Source organism: Enterococcus sp. AZ040 (assembly GCF_050499185.1).
GTDB lineage: Bacteria > Bacillota > Bacilli > Lactobacillales > Enterococcaceae > Enterococcus_D > Enterococcus_D entomosocium.
In genome coordinates, this window is sequence record NZ_JBMHEW010000001.1 from 236,986 (window position 1) to 256,641 (window position 19,656).

Consider the following 19,656-nt stretch of genomic DNA (forward strand, 5'->3'; position numbering starts at 1 on the left):
AATATGCGTCTGCAAGAGAACAAACAACGCTTGATCCTGTTAGGAGAAAAAGTGACCGATGTGTGGTTAGCGGATAAAATCACCGCGTGCATCCAACAGATCGAAAAAAATAGTCAGCGCTTTGGCACACAATTTCCTTCAGCCTGTGCCACCAATGGCAAATATCGGCTGAAAGGCAACGATGATTGGACCAATGGCTTTTGGACCGGGATGTTGTGGCTCGCCTATGAGTGGACCAAGGAAAAGAACTTTCTTGATCGAGCTATGGCAAATATCGACAGTTTTCAAACGCGTTTAGACGACCATTTTGTATTAGATCATCATGATATTGGTTTTTTATATAGCTTATCTGCCGGTGCGGGCTACAAGATCACTGGCGATGAACACTGCAAGCAAGAAGTCATTCAAGCAGCAGATGTTTTGTCGGCACGGTTTCAAGAAAAGGGGGAATTTATTCAAGCTTGGGGCGCTTATGGCGACCCACAAGAATACCGCTTGATTATTGATTCGCTACTGAACTTGCCGCTTTTATTTGCAGCAACTCAATTGTCGGGAGAGCCTCGCTACGCAGAGGCTGCGAGTAAGCATTATCAGACAGTCCGAAAGACCGTCATTAAGAATGACGCCACCACCTTTCATACGTATTATTTCGATCCTGAGACGGGGCAGCCAAGTCACGGTGCGACGCATCAAGGAAACAGCGACCAATCGATTTGGGCACGAGGGCAGAGCTGGGCGATTTTAGGGCTTCCTTTGAATGAAAGCTACCTGCATAGTCAGCCTTTTCCAGAAAATTATCCGCAGATCGTGGAGGTGTTTTTGGCTCATTTGCCAGCAGATTTGGTACCGTATTGGGACTTTGATTTTAACGACCAACATCCTGCTGAAAAAGACAGCTCTGCTTTAGCGATTGCGGCTTGTGGCTTGTTGGAAGCAGAGAAAATGGGGGCATATCCCGATGCTAAAAAAATCGCTAAAGGGATGCTTTACCAATTAGGCGAACATTATGCAGCGAGCCAAGTGCCAGAAAATGAAGGATTATTGCTGCATGGTGTGTATGCTCATGCGGAAGGCAAAGGCATCGATGAGCCCAATCTTTGGGGTGATTATTTCTATTTAGAAGGATTGATCCGATTGGCATTGCCTGATTGGCAAAGATACTGGTAAAGGGGAAGACGACATGCGAACGTTTGAGATAAAAGAAGATTTTTTGTTAGATGGAAAACCAATCAAATTGATCAGCGGAGCGATCCATTATTTCCGCATGACACCGGCGCAATGGACAGATAGCCTCTACAATCTAAAAGCACTGGGAGCCAACACAGTTGAGACCTACATTCCTTGGAATCTCCACGAACCTCGTGAAGGAGTCTACGACTTTGAAGGAATGAAAGACATCTGTGCTTTTGTAAAGCAAGCCCAAACGCTTGGCTTGATGGTCATTTTACGACCTTCCGTCTACATCTGTGCTGAATGGGAATTTGGCGGGTTGCCAGCTTGGCTGTTAAATGAACCGATGCGGTTGCGCTCAACCGACCCACGCTTCATGGCAAAGGTGCGCAACTATTTCCAGGTCTTGTTGCCAAAGCTTGTGCCGTTGCAGATCACCCATGGGGGACCAGTGATCATGATGCAGGTGGAAAATGAGTACGGCTCTTATGGAATGGAAAAAGCGTATTTGCGCCAGACCAAGGAGTTGATGGAAGAATACGGCATCGATGTACCCTTGTTTACCTCAGATGGGGCATGGGAAGAAGTCTTGGACGCTGGAACATTGATTGAAGACGACGTCTTTGTCACAGGCAATTTCGGCAGTCGTTCCAAGGAAAATGCGGCTGTGATGAAAGATTTCATGGCAAAACATGGCAAAAATTGGCCCATCATGTGCATGGAATACTGGGATGGCTGGTTCAACCGCTGGGGCGAGCCAATCATCAAGCGAGACGGTCAAGACTTAGCCAATGAAGTCAAAGAGATGTTAGCAGTCGGCTCCTTGAATCTTTACATGTTCCATGGAGGTACGAACTTTGGCTTTTACAATGGCTGTTCCGCTCGGGGAGCGCTGGATCTACCACAAGTGTCCAGCTATGATTACGATGCTTTACTGACAGAAGCAGGAGAACCTACCGACAAATACTATCAGGTACAAAAAGCCATAAAAGAAGCCTGTCCCGAAGTGTGGCAAGCCAAACCACGGACCAAGCAATTAGCGGCATTAGGAACCTTTCCCATCGAAAACAGTGTCTCATTATTGGCTATCAAAGATCAGCTGATGGCACCGCAAGAAAACATGTATCCACTAACAATGGAAACTGTCAGCACAGGCTACGGCTATTTGCTCTATTCGGTTCAGTTAAAAAACTATCATCGAGAAAACAAATTAAAAGTGGTAGAAGCTAGCGATCGGTTGCATATTTTTACCGACGGCCAATTACAGGCGATTCAATACCAAGAAACGCTAGGCGAGGAGCTGTTGATCCAAGGGGCACCAGATAAAGAAACCATCGAGCTAGATGTCTTAGTGGAAAACTTAGGGCGCGTGAATTACGGGTTTAAATTGAACGGGCCTACACAAGCCAAAGGTATCCGTGGAGGCATCATGCAAGATATTCATTTTCATCAAGGCTATCGTCATTACCCATTGACGCTTTCCGCAGAGCAGCTACAAGCCATCGATTATCAAGCAGGAAAAAATCCGACACACCCCTCCTTTTATCAAACGACCTTCACGCTGACAGAGGTAGGAGATACGTTTATCAATTGCCGTGGGTATGGGAAAGGCGTCGTTATCGTCAATGGCATCAATCTTGGTCGCTATTGGCAACGTGGCCCCGTGCATTCCTTATACTGTCCGAAAGAATTTTTGAAAAAAGGCAGCAACGAAGTCGTGGTATTTGAAACCGATGGCGTTGAGATCAAGGAACTCGTTTTCTGTGATCAACCTGTCGTAGAATAAAAAACTAGAAGTAGAGACCCAAATTTACGCGGGCTCTACTTCTATTTTTGTTTTGAAATATTTCCAATGCTTGTAGCTGACGATGTATTCAGCGACACTTCCATCTGCCAAATAGGAGTGCTTGACTTGTTTGACCGCAGGCTCTCGGAAGCTCAGTTGCAATAAGTTCAACAATTCAGCGTCATCAGGAAAGACGATTTCGTTGGTTTCAACAGAAGCCAATGAGAAAATGTCGATCGCAAAGTCTTTTCGGACCCGCTCATAAACACTAGCATATTGGTTGAGGTTTTTGGCGATCGGTTCTTTCATCAGCTTCTTCGGCAAATGAGTGATGTGAACCAAGAAAGGAACGTCGCCAAAATAGCGGACTCGTTTGATTCGGTAGTAGGAAGCACTGGCAGCCAATCCTAATTCTTTCAAAATCTCTGGGTCATTTCCTTCTTCCACCGCAAGGACCTTGACCTTTTCTTGGTCCAGTGAATGCAGCTCAATGTCGGAAAACTTCACACTCTGAGATACTTTTGCTTTTGAAACAAAGGTCCCTTTGCCTTGGATGCGATACAGATAGCCAGCACTCGTCAATTCATTCAACGCTTTGACTGCCGTGATTGAACTAACAGAATACATCCGCTTGATATCTGCCTCTGAATAAAACTTATCACCGGGAATGAATTTATGGTCTTTGATTTCTTGTAAAAGATCTTGCTTGATCTGCTCATACTTTGGCAGCACAGTGGTTTCCCTCCATTCCATATGAATACATCAAGCATAACATGTTAAATCCTTTCCTGCCACTTAATTAGTGTAGAAAATTCGTTGTTTTCCAGTCTATACAGGCCTGAAAAATAAAATTCAATATGTTAAGATATTAGGTTTACGAATGGCTTGCCATGTGGTATAGTATGCTTACAAGGAACATAACATGTTAAGTGGGGCGACCTGCGGAGTAGGAGGGAAATTAGTGGAAAACATTGTATTGATCAGTCATGGCGGCATGGCAGAAGGGGTCAAAAGCAGTCTGGAGATGATCGTAGGCCAGCAAGCAAACGTTCACACCGTTTCATTACGACCAGATAGTGACAATCTACAATTTGAGAAAGAATTGAACGAGAAAATGAAAGCCCTTAACGGTTCAACATTGATTATTGCGGATTTATTAGGAGGAACCCCGTGCAACGTTGCAGTCAAGAATTATTTAGAGGATGACGAAGTGGCGATCTTCGCTGGAATGACATTGTCCGTAGTGATCGAGGCAGTCGTCAATCAACGAGCGACGATCAAAGAGCTGCTTTGCTTAGCCAAAGAAAACATCGTTGATGTCAAAGCAGGGATGAACCAAGCAGAACAAGAGATGTTAGAAGAAAAGCAAGAGGAATTAGGGGATTACAGTGCGTATGCTGGGCAAGAAAATATCGTCAATAGTCGAATCGATGAGCGCTTGATCCATGGACAAGTCGCCGGTATCTGGTCCACCAGTTTAAACACGCAACGGATCATCGTAGCCAATGATGAAGCCGCCGTAGACCCATTACAAAAATCTTCTTTACGAATGGCAGCGCCAACTTCGATGCGACTTTCCGTCCTTCCAGTGGCAACGGCAGCCAAAAATATTCGCGCCGGTCGTTATGGAAAACAACGGTTGTTTTTACTTTTCAAAAATCCCCAAGATGTTTTGCGTTATATTGAAGCAGATGGACCGATCAAAGCGATCAACGTCGGCAACATGAGCTACAAAGAAGGCGCACGGGAAGTGACCAAAAGCATTCAAGTACTGCCAGAAGAAGAGCCGATCTTTGAAGCGATCGCCGCAAAAGGCATCACCGTCACGGCACAGCTTGTACCCAATGAACCATCGATCGACTTTATGAAGAAATTACGAGGATAAACCAGGCAGGGATTGAATCGAGGAGAATATGTAGCGGAAGATTTGTCAAAAAACGAGTGTTTTTCACGATTTATCTGAGGCGACATAACGATCGATAACTAGCCAGTTAAGACTCGTTCATACAATTAGGAGGAAAATTCATGCATTTAGCAGCGTATCAAATCATTCTTATTACTGTTTATGCTTTTATTGCTATTAATGATTCACTTATTTCCAATACGTTGACCCAACCAGCGATCGCCGGAATGATTTCTGGAATGATCATGGGGGACTTAAAGACCGGTTTGATGGTCGGTGGGACCTTACAGTTGATGCGTTTGGGGATCGCCGCATTTGGTGGTGCATCCGTCCCGGATTATTTTACCGGCGCAGTACTGGGAACAGCGTTTGCCGTGATCTCAGGAAACGGCGCGGAATATGGCATCGGCTTAGCAGTTCCAGTGTCCTTGCTGATGCTGCAACTGGATGTCGTGGCTCGTTTTTGTAACGTATTTCTACTACACCGGATCGATAGAGCCATCGACAACATGCAAGTCAAACGAATCCCACGGTTAGTTTTATCGGGTTCTTTCTTATGGGGATTGTCACGGGCGATTCCGATTTTATTGATGCTTTTAGCTGGAGATGCAGTCGTTACGACGATTACCGATAACACGCCAGAATGGCTGATGACCGGACTAAAAACCGCTGGTGGCGTCTTGCCAGTCGTCGGGGTAGCGATCTTATTGCGCTACTTGCCAACAAAGCACTACATTCCTTATTTGTTATTAGGCTTCTTTTTAGCTGCGTATCTGCAAGTACCAATGCTCGGCGTTTCCATCATCGGACTTGTAGCAGCAATGTTAGTCTTTAAACGTGATAGCGAAAAAGGCACGGTTGCAACGGCAGCTGCTGGAGATTTTGAAGGAGGATATGATGGCGATGAGTGATCAAAAACTGACAAAAAAAGAGTTGAATACCATTAGCTGGCGCTATATTTTGGCAAGCCAATTAAACTGGAACTATGAGCGAATGATGAGTTCAGGCTACCTTTACGGCATCCTGCCCGTCTTGAAAAAATTCTATGGCCATGATGAAACCCAGCTGCAAGATATGCTGCGGACCCACAATCAATTTTTCAATACCAATGCGATCTTTGGGAACTTGATCATGGGGATCGATGTCGCTATCGAAGAACAAGACGGACACAAAGCCAAAGAAACGATCATCGCCTTGAAAACGGCCTTGATGGGTTCCTTGGCCGGTGTCGGTGACTCCTTGTTCCACGTGATTTGGGGAACGATCTTTGGCTCTGTTGCTGGCACATTGGCGCAAAATGGTTCCGTCGTTGGTTGTGTCATCTGGATCATCGCCAACATCGCGTTACTTTTCGGTCGGGCAGCGTTGCTTCCCCTAGGTTACAAACAAGGGGTCAAATTAGTGACGACCTTGAAAGACAAATTATCTGCCTTCACCAATGCCGCAACCGTTTTAGGGGTCACAGTGATTGGTGCTTTGATTCCCTCTGTCGTTAAAGCGACCGTTCCTTTTGTCTATAAAAAAGACGGCGTCGAATTAGTGATCCAAGACACATTGGATGCCATCTTGCCATCCCTTGTACCTATCTTGCTCGTCTTGCTGACCTACTGGATGTTAGGCCAAAAGAAACTAAATTCCACTCGAGTGATTTGGATCATCTTGATCTTGTCGATCGTTTTGAGTGCGTTTGGTATTTTGGGTTAAGAAAGAATCATGGTGTAAAAGGAAATGGGCAGCTGCTGTTATTGTTTTGTAAATCGTATAAGTAGTTAGGGTAGTCAACCTGTTTTCTTTTTTAGAATAGTTGAACTAAATGGAAAAGAGTGCGGAAATGAATTTCTTCACTCTTTTCCCATTCCACAAAATGATAGCGCTATCTTTTGCGCGGGGAAATAGGAGGAGTAAAGGATGGAAAAAGGGAAAAAATATCTGCTGATCATGGGGTGTTTCTTGTTGCTGTATTCGGTAGTTGGCGCCACTCGTCTTTCTGGAAATGCCGAGGAACAAATACCCGAATTGCCGGAAGCAGAATCGATCTATCACTCGGATTTTTCTAACCAGAAAGGGTCTTGGCAAGATTTAGTCGGGAAAGCCGAAGTAGCACAAAATGCTACTGGTTTAATGATCAGTAATACGAAGCAAGGCACCAATCTGGAATCAGTAACGCTCAACAAAGATGCTCCCAAGCGGTCTTCAGGGGATTTTGAAACTACTTTCTTATATGAAGACCAAGCGAACATTGGGGTGGTCTTTCGCGCAGATGAACAAAAGACAGATCAGTGGCAATCGTTTGCTTATAATCGTGATGGGCAGTGGCAACTTGGTCAACCAGGTGGAAAATGGCTGACAGCTATTTCTGGACCTACTTTGATTGCGGGACAAAAATATAAACTCTTGCTTCAGTATGAGGGCTCGAGTTTTCGTGCCTTTTTAAATGATCAGCTATTTTATGAGAATCAAAAGGTAAACTATCCCAATGGTACGGCAATTGATGGGGACTGGTCCGGGTATGTGGGTATCCGTTTGTTTGGCAATTTATCTAAGCTGAAGGTATTATCGATGCGCAGCGGTCCTATCGGCAGCTTGCCCGTGGAAGATCATACAGCAGAATTTATGAAGCTGCAAGAAAAATGGCAAAATCAACTGGTTTCCGATCACTATGATCCAAATAATCCGACTATGGCTGATTACGTGCAGATGGTCACCTCAGAAGCTGAGGCGTTGTATCAAACCATAAATAAAGCATCTGATCGAACGAGCCTATGGCCCCTCGAACAAGGGAATACTGCTTCAGCGGATGTAACGACTCAATTTACAAAATTACAGAAAATGGCTTTAGCCTATGGCACGAAAGGTAGTTCTTTGTATCAAGATGATGCAGTGGCGACGACGATTATTGATGGGATAGATTTCATGGTCACTCGAAAAGGGTATGATGGGAAAAAGTACCATGGAAACTGGTGGGATTGGCAAATCGGTGTCCCGCAAAAACTGATCAGTACTTTAATGATTTTAGGCGCTGAGTTACCGTCCGAGAAATTACAGCAATACACTGCCATTATCAGCAGTTATGTACCAGATCCCTTCAAGCAATTGTATACGAAGACACAAGGCAGTTTTACTGAGCTTGCTTTTATTCCAAATTTTGTGACTTCTGGTGCTAATCGTACAGATCTCGCGCTTACTGTATTAGGCTTGGGCATTTTGCAAAGGGACGCTGGGAAAATCACTCAAGCTTCAGCAAGTATCGAAGAAGTATTTCAGTTAGTCACAAAAGGCGATGGTTTTTATAAAGATGGCTCCTTTATTCAGCATAATACGATCCCTTATACTGGTTCTTATGGAAATGTACTGATCAAGGGTGTGGGACAAATTCTAGCTATCACGCAAGGATCAAGTTTTGAGATGGACGCTGATCTCGTACAAACGTTTGTTAAAAATGTTGATCAAGCATTCTTGCCGTTGATCTATCAAGGAGAAATGCTGCCGTTGGTCAATGGTCGTTCGATTTCAAGAGCTCCAGCCAAAAACAAAGTCGGTTATGGCTCATCAACAGTTTATAATTTGCTGATCGTATCCCAATTCGCACCAACCCAATACCAGCAAAAATTCCGTGAAGCTGCCAAGTATTGGCTCAAAGAAAATCCAGACTATTATTTGACGAATGCAAGAGACTTCAATGATTTACAAATGACAATGAATCTCTTGGCAGACCCATCGATTACAGGGGATGCATTACCTTTTACGGGAACAAAACTGTACGCTTCAATGGATCGCTTTGTTCAACGAACAACTGATTATATGGTGGGTTTAGGACTATATTCCAGTCGCATTTCTTCCTTTGAAGCTGGCAACAAGGAAAACAAGCGTGGGTGGCATACAGCAGACGGGATGCTCTACCTCTATAATGATGATCAAGTTCAATTCAATTCTAGCTATTGGCCGACCGTCGATCCATATCGCTTGCCAGGAACAACCGTGGACACCATACAATTAGCGGATGAAAATTCAGCTTTTACAACGGTAACGTCTCCAGAAAAGTGGGTAGGCGGTGTGGCTTATGATGGTGCAGCTGCGGTGGGAATGGCATTAAACAAAACGGGTACAAAAAATAACGGGAATGTTTTACCTATGAACGTGCGGGCAAAAAAATCGTGGTTTATCATTGATGGGCAGATTGTCGCTTTAGGTGCGGGAATCACTGGTGATACGACAGCTTCTATTGAGACGGTCGTGGATAATCGCTTACTAAACGATGCGTATACCTATCAAATCCTTTCTGATCAAGGAAGTATTGATCAGTCAAATGAAACAAGTAGCAAGCAGTGGTTGTTGTTAGACTCCGATCATTCCCAGGCCAATATCGGTTACTATTTTCCAGAAGAAACGACAGTAAACGTGGTAAGTGAAACACGAACAGGCAGCTATACAGAAATCAATGAGGCCTTTCCAAGTAATGCGGTTTATACCGGAGAATATCGAAAATTCTTGATCAATCATGGCAAAAATCCCATGGAGGATCATTATGCGTATGTCATGTTGCCAGGTATCAATGAAACAGAACTGACTGCCTATGCCCAAGAAAAACCGCTGGAGATTTTAGCCAATACCTCGGAAGTTCAAGCCGTAAAACTTGATCAAACTGACTATTTAGGTATCAATTTTTGGCAGAATGATGGAGGTAGTGTCGCCGATATTACTACTAACAAACCTCTTTCATTGATTAGAACAAGTAGAGAAGGCAAAACCATCTATGCCTTTTCTGATCCAACTCAAACAACGACGACCATGACCTTAAAATTGCCAAAAGACTACCAAAAAATCGTCTCTCAAAGTGATGGAATCAGTTATGATGCTTCGACGGATCTATTTACGGTAAACTTTGCGGAGCAAGACGGTGGAAATAAAGTGATTGTGGTGGAGTAAGGTCGTTCAATACTATCTATCTCATCATCAGCTAGGGATCAATCTCTAGCTGTTTTTTGTCAGCTAGAAAATGAAACGATGAAAGGCTAAACATAGATTTTTCTTTGACTATTAATTCCTTTAACTACTTTTCAAGGGCCGAGGTTTTGTCAAAAAAATCCTCACAGAAAATGCTGAAAACTTGCGCATTAGCATGGAATGTTTGCTAATTTTCTTCTTACTTAAAAGGCGTATGTTTGCCACTAAAGAATGTATCTAAGATTGCAAGCACACTTTTCCAAGATTGCAGTGGCAACTTTTCAAGTAAGAATTGGTAGCGAATTTATCCGAAGGCGCGGCGATTAACAATATACTCTTCTCCATCAATTTCAAAAAGATAATAGTGTTGACCATAAATAGAAACAATATCTTCAGTAACTGAAACAGTTCTATTCATAAGATTATTACTCGAAATTGTTCCTACATATGGATCTCTTGGGGACAAAGACAGTTTATACAAATTATAGTTACCTGTTATTTCACCTGTTTGATCGATGAAAGTAACGCCAGAAATTTTTCCAGCAGGAGAATCTAAAAAGATTGAGGCAATTTGATTAGAACGATGATTATTCAAATAATAGACTTTATCCCTATTATTAAGGATATTTAGTATCGCATATTTGTTGAATAATGGGACAGCAGGAAGTATCCCCTTAGAAATTGAGTCCGCCGTTTTTTGCGCTGCATCCAGCATCTCTTGATTGTTGCTAACCTGGGCATCATATAAATCAGCCATCACTGATCCATTGTCATGTTGGAGACCTAAAGTATGCCCCATTTCATGTCGGATAGTTGAAACCAGCTGTACGTAGCCGGAGGTTCCTTTTCCAGATGATGCGTCATTTAAAGCAGCTTTATTCAAAAATATTCTGTTCGTACTATTCCCCCAACCAAATCCGGAGTACCCCATATCTGCATAGGAATCGCCATCCGTTGATTGCAAAACTAAATCAACTTGGTTATCTGCTGCATTTACACTTGATTTTTCGACAATTACCGATCTCCCAATCGACTGATTCCATGATTGCGCAGCTTCATTGACAGCCTCTTGGTAGGCTTGTCCTAGTGAGTTTGAGTCGTAAATGATGGTTCCGTATTCGTTAACACAAGTAGCTGTACCATACAATATTCCAGGATAGTAATAATCAACAATAGGCGTCTTCGCTATGTCGGCTGACTTTGCATCTACAGAAATTGTTCCTATAGAGTAAATTAATGCAATTAAAAATAACGAACGAATTCTTGAAAATTTTTTTTTCATTGTTTTCCACTCCTTAAACTTGTTGACTTGATTTCATACAGATAATTCCAAAAATCTTTTTCCCATCTATCTTGTATGGAAAGATGCTCCCAGGGCATCGAATTTTTTTCAAATTCAACGAAATGTCGAATCTTTATATTTTTTCTAGCTTTTTCAATTTTCAAAAATTTGAGTGGATTCACATTTTTTGCCCAATCAAATAACCAATGATCATCTTTCTGGTAATTGTATTCATAAGGCAACAACTCAACACTTCTCTCACAAAGAATGTTTAAAATGGTTTGATCTAAATACAAGTATTCATTCTTATTTATCATACGTACTATGGCTTCTGGTCGTATCTGTTCATTGAACACAACTACATTAAATAAAATAACTCCAGAATTGAAGTAATTCTTCATAGTTTTTACGCCAAAATATTTAAAGCTGTCCTCTGTATCACTTATAACTGAGAAGTAGAAGTCTCTAACTGCAGCAATTGATTTTTGATCAGGGATCAAATCAAAGAAATTGGATACGTCATCGTATACAATAGTGTCATTATCTAAATAGAGAATGTAATCATAATTGCTAAAATATGAAGGTAGAAATAATCTCCACAGAGTGACTTCAGGAAAACGCGAATTACTATAATTCTTTATTTCGTTTATTATTTTAGGTGGATACCAAATAGTAATAATTACATTTTTTTCTCCATATAATCTAGAAATACTTTTCAATTTCAGTATTTCTTCGTTCCCTAGTTCATTTACAACTACTAATATATCTAAAGGTTCATTCCCTTCATAAGTATTTACTATTGACGCAATGGATACTGCAGCTAATTGAATATGTGACCCCGTAACACAATAAACGACAGCTTTCTTCTTCATAGTTCAGGTCCACCCTTTTTAGTGTTTTTTATTTTTTAATAAAAACCTTCTATAGAAACTTAGGCAATAAAAGCATTTAAGCTTATTTTATCGTATCTGATTTCCAATATGAGCGTTAGTCCCACTATTGGGATTAACATAGTTAACGAGAATCAACAATTTCTTATCGTATTTTCCCAAAAGGGTTGTCAGATTAAGCCTAAATCAAAAATCCCGTCAGAGAAATCTGACGGGATTTTGGTGGTGAACCTAGGTAAAACAGGTCATTGTTATCCATTCCAAGTGAACTAAAAAACTGTTAAATCAATATTTCGCAACCAAGTGAGGTTGCTACTTTATTCCCACTCCACAGTAGCAGGTGGTTTACTCGTAATATCATACACGATCCGATTAACGTGTGCGACTTCGTTGACGATGCGGACGCTGATTTTTTGTAGGACTTCCCATGGGATGCGGGCAAAGTCAGCGGTCATGCCATCGATTGAAGTGACTGCACGGATGCCGACGGTATAATCGTAGGTCCGGCCATCACCCATGACACCGACGGAGCGGATGCCTGGTAAGACGGTGAAGTATTGCCAAATGTCGCGGTCTAAGCCGGCATTTGCGATTTCTTCCCGCAAGATTGCGTCCGAGTCGCGGACGATCGTTAGTTTTTCTTCTGTCAATTCGCCAAGGACACGAATACCTAGACCTGGTCCAGGGAATGGTTGGCGCCATACGATGCTGTCTGGCATGCCAAGTTGAGTCCCTAATTCACGGACTTCGTCTTTGAACAAGGTGTTCAATGGTTCGATCAATTTGAATTGCATGTCTTCAGGTAACCCACCCACATTGTGGTGTGATTTGATGGTTTGAGCAGTTTCGGTTCCTGATTCGATGACGTCGGTATAAAGGGTTCCTTGGGCAAGGAAAGAAACGCCTTCATCGCCAGCTAGTTTGGTTGCTTCATCATCGAAGACATACACGAATTCATTCCCGATGATCTTGCGTTTTTCTTCAGGATCAGAAACCCCAGCAAGTTTTGATAGGAAACGTTCTTTGGCATCAACTTTGATGATGTTCAAGCCGAATTTGCCACCTAAGCTTTCCATTACTTGCTCGGCTTCGCCTTTACGCAAGAGGCCGTGGTCAACAAAAATACAAGTCAGTTGATCGCCAATCGCTTTTTGTAAAAGAACACCAACGACAGAAGAATCGACCCCGCCGGAAAGACCAAGCAAGACTTTTTTGTCGCCCACTTGTTCGCGGATTTTTGCGATTTCCATATCAATGAAGTTATCCATTGTCCAATCACCTGTACATTGACAAACGTCAATGGCAAAGTGACGCAGTAAGTCGTTGCCGTATTCTGAATGGCGAACTTCTGCGTGGAATTGGATACCGTACATTTTGCGTTCTGCATCTTGGATAGAAGCAATCGGGCAATCTTTGCTCGTCGCCACAACATCAAAGCCTGCAGGTGCTTGAGTGACCAAGTCCCCGTGGCTCATCCACACGGTTTGGGTTGCGGGCGTGTTTTGGAAAAGGGCCGCTGCATCAGAAGTGACTTCCAATTCTGCTTTGCCGTATTCACGGTTTTTGGCAGGTTCAACTTTTCCGCCTAATTTATAAGTAATCAACTGCATGCCGTAACAGATCCCTAAAACTGGGATGCCTAAATCAAAAATTTTCTCGTCGATACCGAAAGAGTTCTCGTCGTAGACGCTGTTTGGTCCGCCAGATAAGATGATCCCTTTTGGATTCATCGCTTTTACTTCTTCAGCGGTAATGCGGTGGCTCAATAATTCTGAGAAAACACCGAACTCACGAATACGGCGTGTAATCAGCTGGTTATACTGACTACCGTAATCAAGTACGATAATTTTTTCGACGTTTGGCAAAGTGTCAACGTTTGTCACAATAAATTACCTCAATTCTTTTAGTTTTTATTGAAAAAAGGCTAGGCCTTTTCAACAGCATAATTATAAAAATGAAGCGGTCAATACTTGCGCAAGAACACTTCATCGATCAAATGGTGCTTTGTTTTATGAAGAATTATATCGGCTCTGCTGCGTGTAGGCAAGATATACTCGTGTAAATTCTTTAAATTCACATTTTTCCATACTTCTTTTGCCATTTTAATCGCTTCCTTGCGATCCCCGATCGCATATTGGTAATAATAATTGCTAGGGTCTTGAAAGGCAGTGTCTAGTAATGATTCAAATCGTTCCAAATACCATTTTTCAATCAGTACCGGTTGGGCGTCCACGAAAATTGAAAAATCAAAAAAGTCACTGATATAGATTTGTTGGTTGGCAGGTAGTTGCAGGGTATTGATGCCTTCCACGATCAAGATATCTGGTTGACTGATCGTTTCATACGTATCAGGAATAATATTGTAGACTTCATGGGAGTAGACGGGGATCTGGATGTCTGGTTCTCCTGATTTGACCGCATTCAAAAAGTTGATCAAGGCTTCCATGTCATAACTTTCTGGAAATCCTTTGCGATTCAAGCTGCCGCGTTCTTCCAAGACTTCGTTCGGATACAAAAAGCCGTCAGTGGTGATCAGTTGGACGGTTCTGCGGGGAAACAAACGGGCCAATAAATTTTGGACGAGCCGTGCGGTGGTACTCTTGCCGACGGCGACGCTTCCGGCGATGCCGATGATAAAAGGCGGCATTTTAACATAGCGGTGTAAAAAGAGTCCCTTGCTGAGGGTCAATGATTCAAACTCTTTCATATAAAGATGGATCAGATGGCATAAAGGCACGTAAACATCTTCCACATCTTGGACCGAGATCCGGTCGTTCAAACTTTTGATATTATCCAATTCTTCTTGAGTGAAAGGCATCATTCCGTTCGTATAAAACCCTTGCCATTGCTCACGAGGAATTTGATAAAAATTCATGGTTTCTTGCATAGTAGGCTCCTTTTTTGCGGCATCATCGGTTTCTCTTAGAAGCGATAGGCCACTGTTCGAAAGTATTTTACCATAGAAACCCGCTGAACTTGGAAAAAAGACATGATTTCCTTTGCAGAAACAACAAAAAACTGTTTTTTCGTTGTTTTTTTTGCTGGGCGTTTACTTCTGGCTGTTTTTCGGTATGATTAGAAAGAAGCAGCAGACAAATCTTGCACGCCTTTTTACTGGTGTTTTCACTACGTTCACTCGTTCTAATAGAAGCAACAAGGAAAAAACCAGTAGAAGCCAGTAGAAAAAACAAGCGAAAAGGGAATAGAAGAAAGGAGCATAAACATGAGTAATCATTACTATACAGAAAATCCTGATACAGCCCATGATTTTGAACAGTGGTCGTTTGAATTAAGAGGAAAGAAGTTTCATTTTGTGACAGATAGCGGGGTGTTTTCCCGAGACACGGTGGACTACGGCTCGCGGGTGCTGATCGATGCGTTTGAGTGGGCGGAGCTGCCAGAAGGAAGTCTGCTAGACGTTGGGTGTGGCTATGGTCCTGTTGGCTTATCGTTGGCTTATGCAAGTCAGCGACCTGTCGAGATGATCGATATCAATCAGCGGGCAGTGGATTTGGCAAAAGGCAATGCCCAGCGTAACGGCATTGAACAGGTAGATATCCATCAATCCAATATCTATGCCCAATTAAATCAACCTGCTTATGCGGCGATCCTCAGCAATCCACCGATTCGGGCAGGAAAAGAAGTCGTCCATGAGATTTTGACAGGGGCGTTTCCGCTACTAAAAACAGGGGGAACTTTAACGATCGTGATCCAAAAGAAACAAGGGGCGCCGAGTGCTCAAAAGAAAATGCAAGAGACCTTTGGCAATGCCGAAATCATCAAAAAAGACAAAGGCTATTACATCATTCAAAGCGTAAAAGAAGCGTAGCTGCTCTTTGATTCTCAGCAGATCAAAGGCATCGCCAAGGCAAGCGCTGGTTAGCAGCAACTGGACCAGTTGGTTTCTCAAAAAGCCTATTGCCAACAGCCTTTCGGGCAATTGCAGCGTTGGTTAATCAGCTGTCTATATCATCGGGCTATTTTTGATCAACGAAAAAGAAAGTCGCACACTTGTTGAAAGTGTGCTATTTTTTTTGAGAAAAATTTGCTACACTTTAGGCAAGAGAGGAGAGAAGCAGATGAAATTGACGATTAAACAGATTGCTGAAATGGCTGGCGTCTCTGTCACGACCGTGTCGCAGATCCTAAACAATAAAGGCAGCCGTTTTAGTGAAGAAACCCGGAAGCGGGTCTTAGATATCGTAAATAAATATCACTATAAGCCGGATTTTTTTGCTTCGAATCTTATCAACCGCCATTCAAAAACGATCGGAATGATCGTGCCTGATGTGACGGATTTCTTTTTCTCTAAAGTCATTGAAGGGGCGGAAAGTTATTTCAATCCACTAGGTTACATGCTAGTGTTATGCAATTCGCGCCACAGCCAAGAAAAAGAGGTTCAATATTTGAATGAACTGTCTCATCGTTCGGTAGATGGTATCTTATTAGCGACGCCGCATTTACTGCCGGAGGATTATTCCTTGAAGAGCGGGTTCTTTGATGACCGACCAATTATTTTAGTCGATCGCGGGATCAATCAGCGGGACAATGGTCGTTTGATCGTGAAAGAATACGAAGGTGCCTACCAAGCCGTCAGTTATTTGATCAAAAACGGTCACCGCAACATTGCGATGCTCAAAGAAATCACCGGCTACTATCAATTAGAGGAACGGTTCAATGGCTATCGCCATGCCTTAAAGGACCATCAGATCCCTTTTAAAGGCCGATATGTAGAAAATGCTGAATTAACGGTTACCGGCGGGTACGAAGCAACGAAAGAATTATTGAAGTACAAAGAGATCACAGCGTTCTTCTGCGGCAACGACGCCATGGCGATCGGCTGTTATCAAGCGATTTATGAGGCGGGTAAAAAAGTACCAGAAGACTACTCGGTGATCGGCTTTGATGCCTTGAAATTATCGGAATACATCACACCACCGCTTACCACGGTCATGCAGCCGACCTTTGAGATCGGTTTTACCGCAGCGAAGTTTTTAGTGGACGCCATTGAGTTTCCGACACGGCGAATTCCAAATAAGATTTTTGATACAAAATTAATTATTCGTGAGAGCGTGAAGACATTGACAAGCGAGAAATAATGCGGTATATTTCTTCTTGTAAGTGTTTTCATAGTTTTGCGATATTTAGTAAACTGTTTTACTAAAGTGGTTTACCCTACGAAAAATTATTGTATAATGTTAAAGGAAGCGAGGGTCATTTCGATGCGAATGGTGGATTTAATTGAAAAGAAACGTGACGGCAAGTCATTGACGAAGGAAGAAATTGACTACATTGTAACTGCGTATACTGAAGGAAGTATTCCAGATTATCAAATGAGTGCCTTGTTGATGGCTATTTTTTATGTAGATATGACAGATGAAGAGATCACGAACTTAACGCTAGCAATGGCAAATTCTGGTGAAGTGATCGACCTATCCTCAATTGAAGGAATCAAAGTCGATAAGCATTCGACTGGTGGTGTTGGTGATACGACCACGTTGATCCTAGCGCCATTAGTGGCTAGTGTTGGCGTACCGGTTGCGAAAATGTCTGGCCGCGGCTTAGGCTATACCGGAGGGACGTTAGACAAGCTTGAAGCGATCCCTGGATTTAAAATCGAGCTTTCTGAAGCCGACTTTATCCGATTAGTCAACGAAAGTAAAGTGGCCGTGATCGGTCAATCAGGAGATTTAGCTCCTGCGGACAAAAAACTGTATGCCTTACGAGATGTGACGGCAACGGTTAGTTCGATCCCATTGATCGCCAGCTCGATCATGAGTAAAAAAATCGCGGCAGGTGCCGATGCGATCGTGTTAGATGTAACCACAGGCGATGGCGCCTTTATGAAAAACTTGGAGGATGCCAAACGCTTAGCCCAAACGATGGTCCGCATCGGAAAATTGGCAAATCGCCAAACGATGGCAGTCATTTCTGATATGTCACAACCTCTAGGGGAAGCGATCGGGAACAGTTTGGAAGTGGTGGAAGCTATTGAGACACTGCAAGGAAAAGGACCGAAAGACTTGGAAGAAATGTGCTATGCACTGGGCAGCCAAATGGTCGTTTTAGCGAAAAAAGCTGATTCATTGGAAGAAGCACGCCAACTGTTGGAAGAAGCCTTGCATTCAGGCAAAGCGTTAGAAAAATTCAGACAGATGATCATAGATCAAGGCGGAGACGCTTCAGTGATCGATGACCCGAGCAAGATTTTGACAGCAAAATATGAAGTTGAGGTCCCAGCGAAAACTAGCGGCGTGGTGACGAAATTAGTTGCCAATGAGCTAGGGATCGCGGCGATGATGTTAGGGGCAGGTCGTAAGACCAAAGACGAAGACATCGACCATGCAGTGGGCATCAAATTGCATAAGAAAGTTGGCGAATCCGTATCTGAAGGGGAATCGCTATTGACGATCTATAGCAATACCGAAGCAATCGAGGATGTCAAAGCATTGATCGACCAAAATATTGAAATTGGGGAAGATGGCGCAGAACCGCCATTGATCCATGACATTATTACAGAATAAGGAGCGAATAAAAATGGAATTGAATCGCATGATCGACCACACGATTTTGAAAGCAGACGCAACGGAGGAAGATGTTTTACGAATCATCGAAGAGGCAAAAACCTATCACTTCTATTCTGTCTGCATCAATCCAACGTGGGTTTCATTAGCAGCAGAAAAATTACAAGGCGAACCAACGGCTGTTTGTACCGTGATCGGTTTTCCTTTAGGGGCAAACACATCTGAGGTCAAAGCTTATGAAACAACAGATGCGATCAAAAACGGCGCAGATGAAGTCGATATGGTAATCAACGTAGGTGCCTTGAAATCAAAACAATACAAAAAAGTTCAAGCAGACATCGAAGCAGTCGTTGAAGCAGCCAAAGACAAAGCGCTTGTCAAAGTAATCATTGAAACAGCGTTATTAGACAACGAAGAAATCGTCAAAGCCTGTGAATTAGCCAAAGCAGCCGGTGCAGATTTCGTGAAAACCTCAACTGGCTTTTCAACTGGTGGGGCAGTCATTGAAGATGTTCGCTTGATGCGTGAAACTGTAGGACCAGAAATGGGTGTCAAAGCTTCCGGTGGTATCCACAACGAAGCAGAAGCGGCAGCTATGGTCGAAGCGGGGGCAAATCGCTTAGGAACAAGCGCAAGTGTTGCCATCGTGACTGGCTCAACAGGTGCTGGCTATTAAGCCTAGCATTAAGTAAAGTAGCAAAAATTAAAAACAAGAGCGGGGAAGACAATGACAATAGCGAAAAAAGAGTGGATCGACACCGCCGTTTCCGCCTTAGATAAAGCGTATGTGCCGTACTCTAAGTTTCCGGTCGGTGCTTGTCTCGTTGCCAAAAATGGGACGATATATCAAGGGATCAACATTGAAAATGCCTCATATGGCTTAACAAATTGCGCAGAACGAACGGCTTTTTTCAAAGCCGTTTCTGAAGGCGAAAAAGAGTTTCAACATTTGGTTGTGGCGGGTCATACGCCAGAACCGATCTCTCCTTGCGGTGCTTGCCGCCAGGTCATGGTGGAATTTTGTGCGCCAGATATGCCGGTGACCTTAGTCGGCGATGATGGTGTCATCAAAGAAACCACGGTAGAAGGCCTATTGCCTTATTACTTTACGAACAAAGATTTATAAACCATGTTCATTCAGTCGATGCGGCTGTTGA

The 19,656-nt window shown here is 43.0% G+C and carries 16 protein-coding genes; 11 read left to right on the forward strand and 5 right to left on the reverse strand.

Going from position 1 to position 19,656, the window contains the following annotated elements:
- The first annotated feature begins 3 nt into the window (after nt 1-3).
- Both IGK63_RS01110 and IGK63_RS01115 read left to right on the forward strand, forming a co-directional pair.
- Complete coding sequence (locus IGK63_RS01110; protein ID WP_016611520.1) at nt 4-1,167, forward strand: glycoside hydrolase family 88 protein; 1,164 nt, start codon at nt 4-6, stop codon at nt 1,165-1,167.
- A 13-nt stretch (nt 1,168-1,180) separates the two neighbouring features.
- Nucleotides 1,181-2,956 (forward strand): glycoside hydrolase family 35 protein, encoded by a 1,776-nt coding sequence (locus IGK63_RS01115; RefSeq protein WP_429972421.1) that lies wholly within the window; start codon nt 1,181-1,183, stop codon nt 2,954-2,956.
- Between the two features lie 24 nt (nt 2,957-2,980).
- On the opposite strand, the gene IGK63_RS01120 is transcribed toward IGK63_RS01115, so the two are convergent.
- Complete coding sequence (locus IGK63_RS01120; RefSeq protein ID WP_034872082.1) at nt 2,981-3,688, reverse strand: GntR family transcriptional regulator; 708 nt, start codon at nt 3,686-3,688, stop codon at nt 2,981-2,983.
- Nucleotides 3,689-3,878: 190 nt separating this feature from the next.
- Between IGK63_RS01120 and IGK63_RS01125 the strand changes: the two genes are divergently transcribed.
- From IGK63_RS01125 to IGK63_RS01140, 4 genes are all read left to right on the forward strand, one after another.
- The gene (locus IGK63_RS01125) at nt 3,879-4,841 is read left to right on the forward strand and encodes a PTS mannose/fructose/sorbose transporter subunit IIAB (RefSeq protein WP_016611516.1); all 963 of its coding nucleotides are present in this window, start codon (nt 3,879-3,881) and stop codon (nt 4,839-4,841) included.
- A gap of 140 nt (nt 4,842-4,981) precedes the next feature.
- Nucleotides 4,982-5,770, forward strand: coding sequence for a PTS mannose/fructose/sorbose/N-acetylgalactosamine transporter subunit IIC (locus IGK63_RS01130; RefSeq protein WP_005226797.1), 789 nt, complete (start codon nt 4,982-4,984; stop codon nt 5,768-5,770).
- On the forward strand, nt 5,754-6,563 hold the full coding sequence (locus IGK63_RS01135) for a PTS system mannose/fructose/sorbose family transporter subunit IID (RefSeq protein WP_005226799.1): 810 nt from the start codon (nt 5,754-5,756) through the stop codon (nt 6,561-6,563). The genes IGK63_RS01130 and IGK63_RS01135 overlap by 17 nt, the downstream gene beginning before the upstream one ends.
- Before the next feature lie 204 nt (nt 6,564-6,767).
- Nucleotides 6,768-9,785, forward strand: coding sequence for a polysaccharide lyase 8 family protein (locus tag IGK63_RS01140; protein ID WP_016611515.1), 3,018 nt, complete (start codon nt 6,768-6,770; stop codon nt 9,783-9,785).
- Nucleotides 9,786-10,107: 322 nt separating this feature from the next.
- On the opposite strand, the gene IGK63_RS01145 is transcribed toward IGK63_RS01140, so the two are convergent.
- The 4 genes from IGK63_RS01145 to coaA form a co-directional block, all read right to left on the reverse strand.
- On the reverse strand, nt 10,108-11,085 hold the full coding sequence (locus IGK63_RS01145) for a matrixin family metalloprotease (protein ID WP_016611514.1): 978 nt from the start codon (nt 11,083-11,085) through the stop codon (nt 10,108-10,110).
- Complete coding sequence (locus IGK63_RS01150) at nt 11,082-11,957, reverse strand: glycosyltransferase (protein WP_016611513.1); 876 nt, start codon at nt 11,955-11,957, stop codon at nt 11,082-11,084. The genes IGK63_RS01145 and IGK63_RS01150 overlap by 4 nt, the downstream gene beginning before the upstream one ends.
- Nucleotides 11,958-12,292: 335 nt before the next feature.
- Complete coding sequence (guaA, locus tag IGK63_RS01155; RefSeq protein ID WP_016611511.1) at nt 12,293-13,858, reverse strand: glutamine-hydrolyzing GMP synthase; 1,566 nt, start codon at nt 13,856-13,858, stop codon at nt 12,293-12,295.
- 80 nt (nt 13,859-13,938) lie between these two features.
- Complete coding sequence (gene coaA / locus IGK63_RS01160; protein ID WP_016611510.1) at nt 13,939-14,862, reverse strand: type I pantothenate kinase; 924 nt, start codon at nt 14,860-14,862, stop codon at nt 13,939-13,941.
- Between the two features lie 336 nt (nt 14,863-15,198).
- On the opposite strand from coaA, the gene IGK63_RS01165 reads away from it, so the two are divergent.
- From IGK63_RS01165 to IGK63_RS01185, 5 genes are all read left to right on the forward strand, one after another.
- Nucleotides 15,199-15,804: a class I SAM-dependent methyltransferase gene (locus IGK63_RS01165; RefSeq protein WP_016611508.1), complete on the forward strand. Its 606-nt coding sequence runs from the start codon at nt 15,199-15,201 to the stop codon at nt 15,802-15,804.
- 250 nt (nt 15,805-16,054) lie between these two features.
- Nucleotides 16,055-17,074 carry a LacI family DNA-binding transcriptional regulator gene (locus IGK63_RS01170; protein ID WP_005226832.1) on the forward strand — a complete coding sequence of 340 codons (1,020 nt, stop codon included), beginning with the start codon at nt 16,055-16,057 and terminating at the stop codon, nt 17,072-17,074.
- 123 nt (nt 17,075-17,197) lie between these two features.
- Nucleotides 17,198-18,499, forward strand: a complete 1,302-nt coding sequence (locus tag IGK63_RS01175) for a pyrimidine-nucleoside phosphorylase (protein ID WP_034872081.1) — start codon at nt 17,198-17,200, stop codon at nt 18,497-18,499.
- Nucleotides 18,500-18,512: 13 nt separating this feature from the next.
- Nucleotides 18,513-19,175 (forward strand): deoxyribose-phosphate aldolase, encoded by a 663-nt coding sequence (gene deoC, locus IGK63_RS01180; protein WP_008376411.1) that lies wholly within the window; start codon nt 18,513-18,515, stop codon nt 19,173-19,175.
- A gap of 51 nt (nt 19,176-19,226) precedes the next feature.
- Nucleotides 19,227-19,625 carry a cytidine deaminase gene (locus IGK63_RS01185; protein WP_005226837.1) on the forward strand — a complete coding sequence of 133 codons (399 nt, stop codon included), beginning with the start codon at nt 19,227-19,229 and terminating at the stop codon, nt 19,623-19,625.
- Nucleotides 19,626-19,656: the final 31 nt, after the last annotated feature.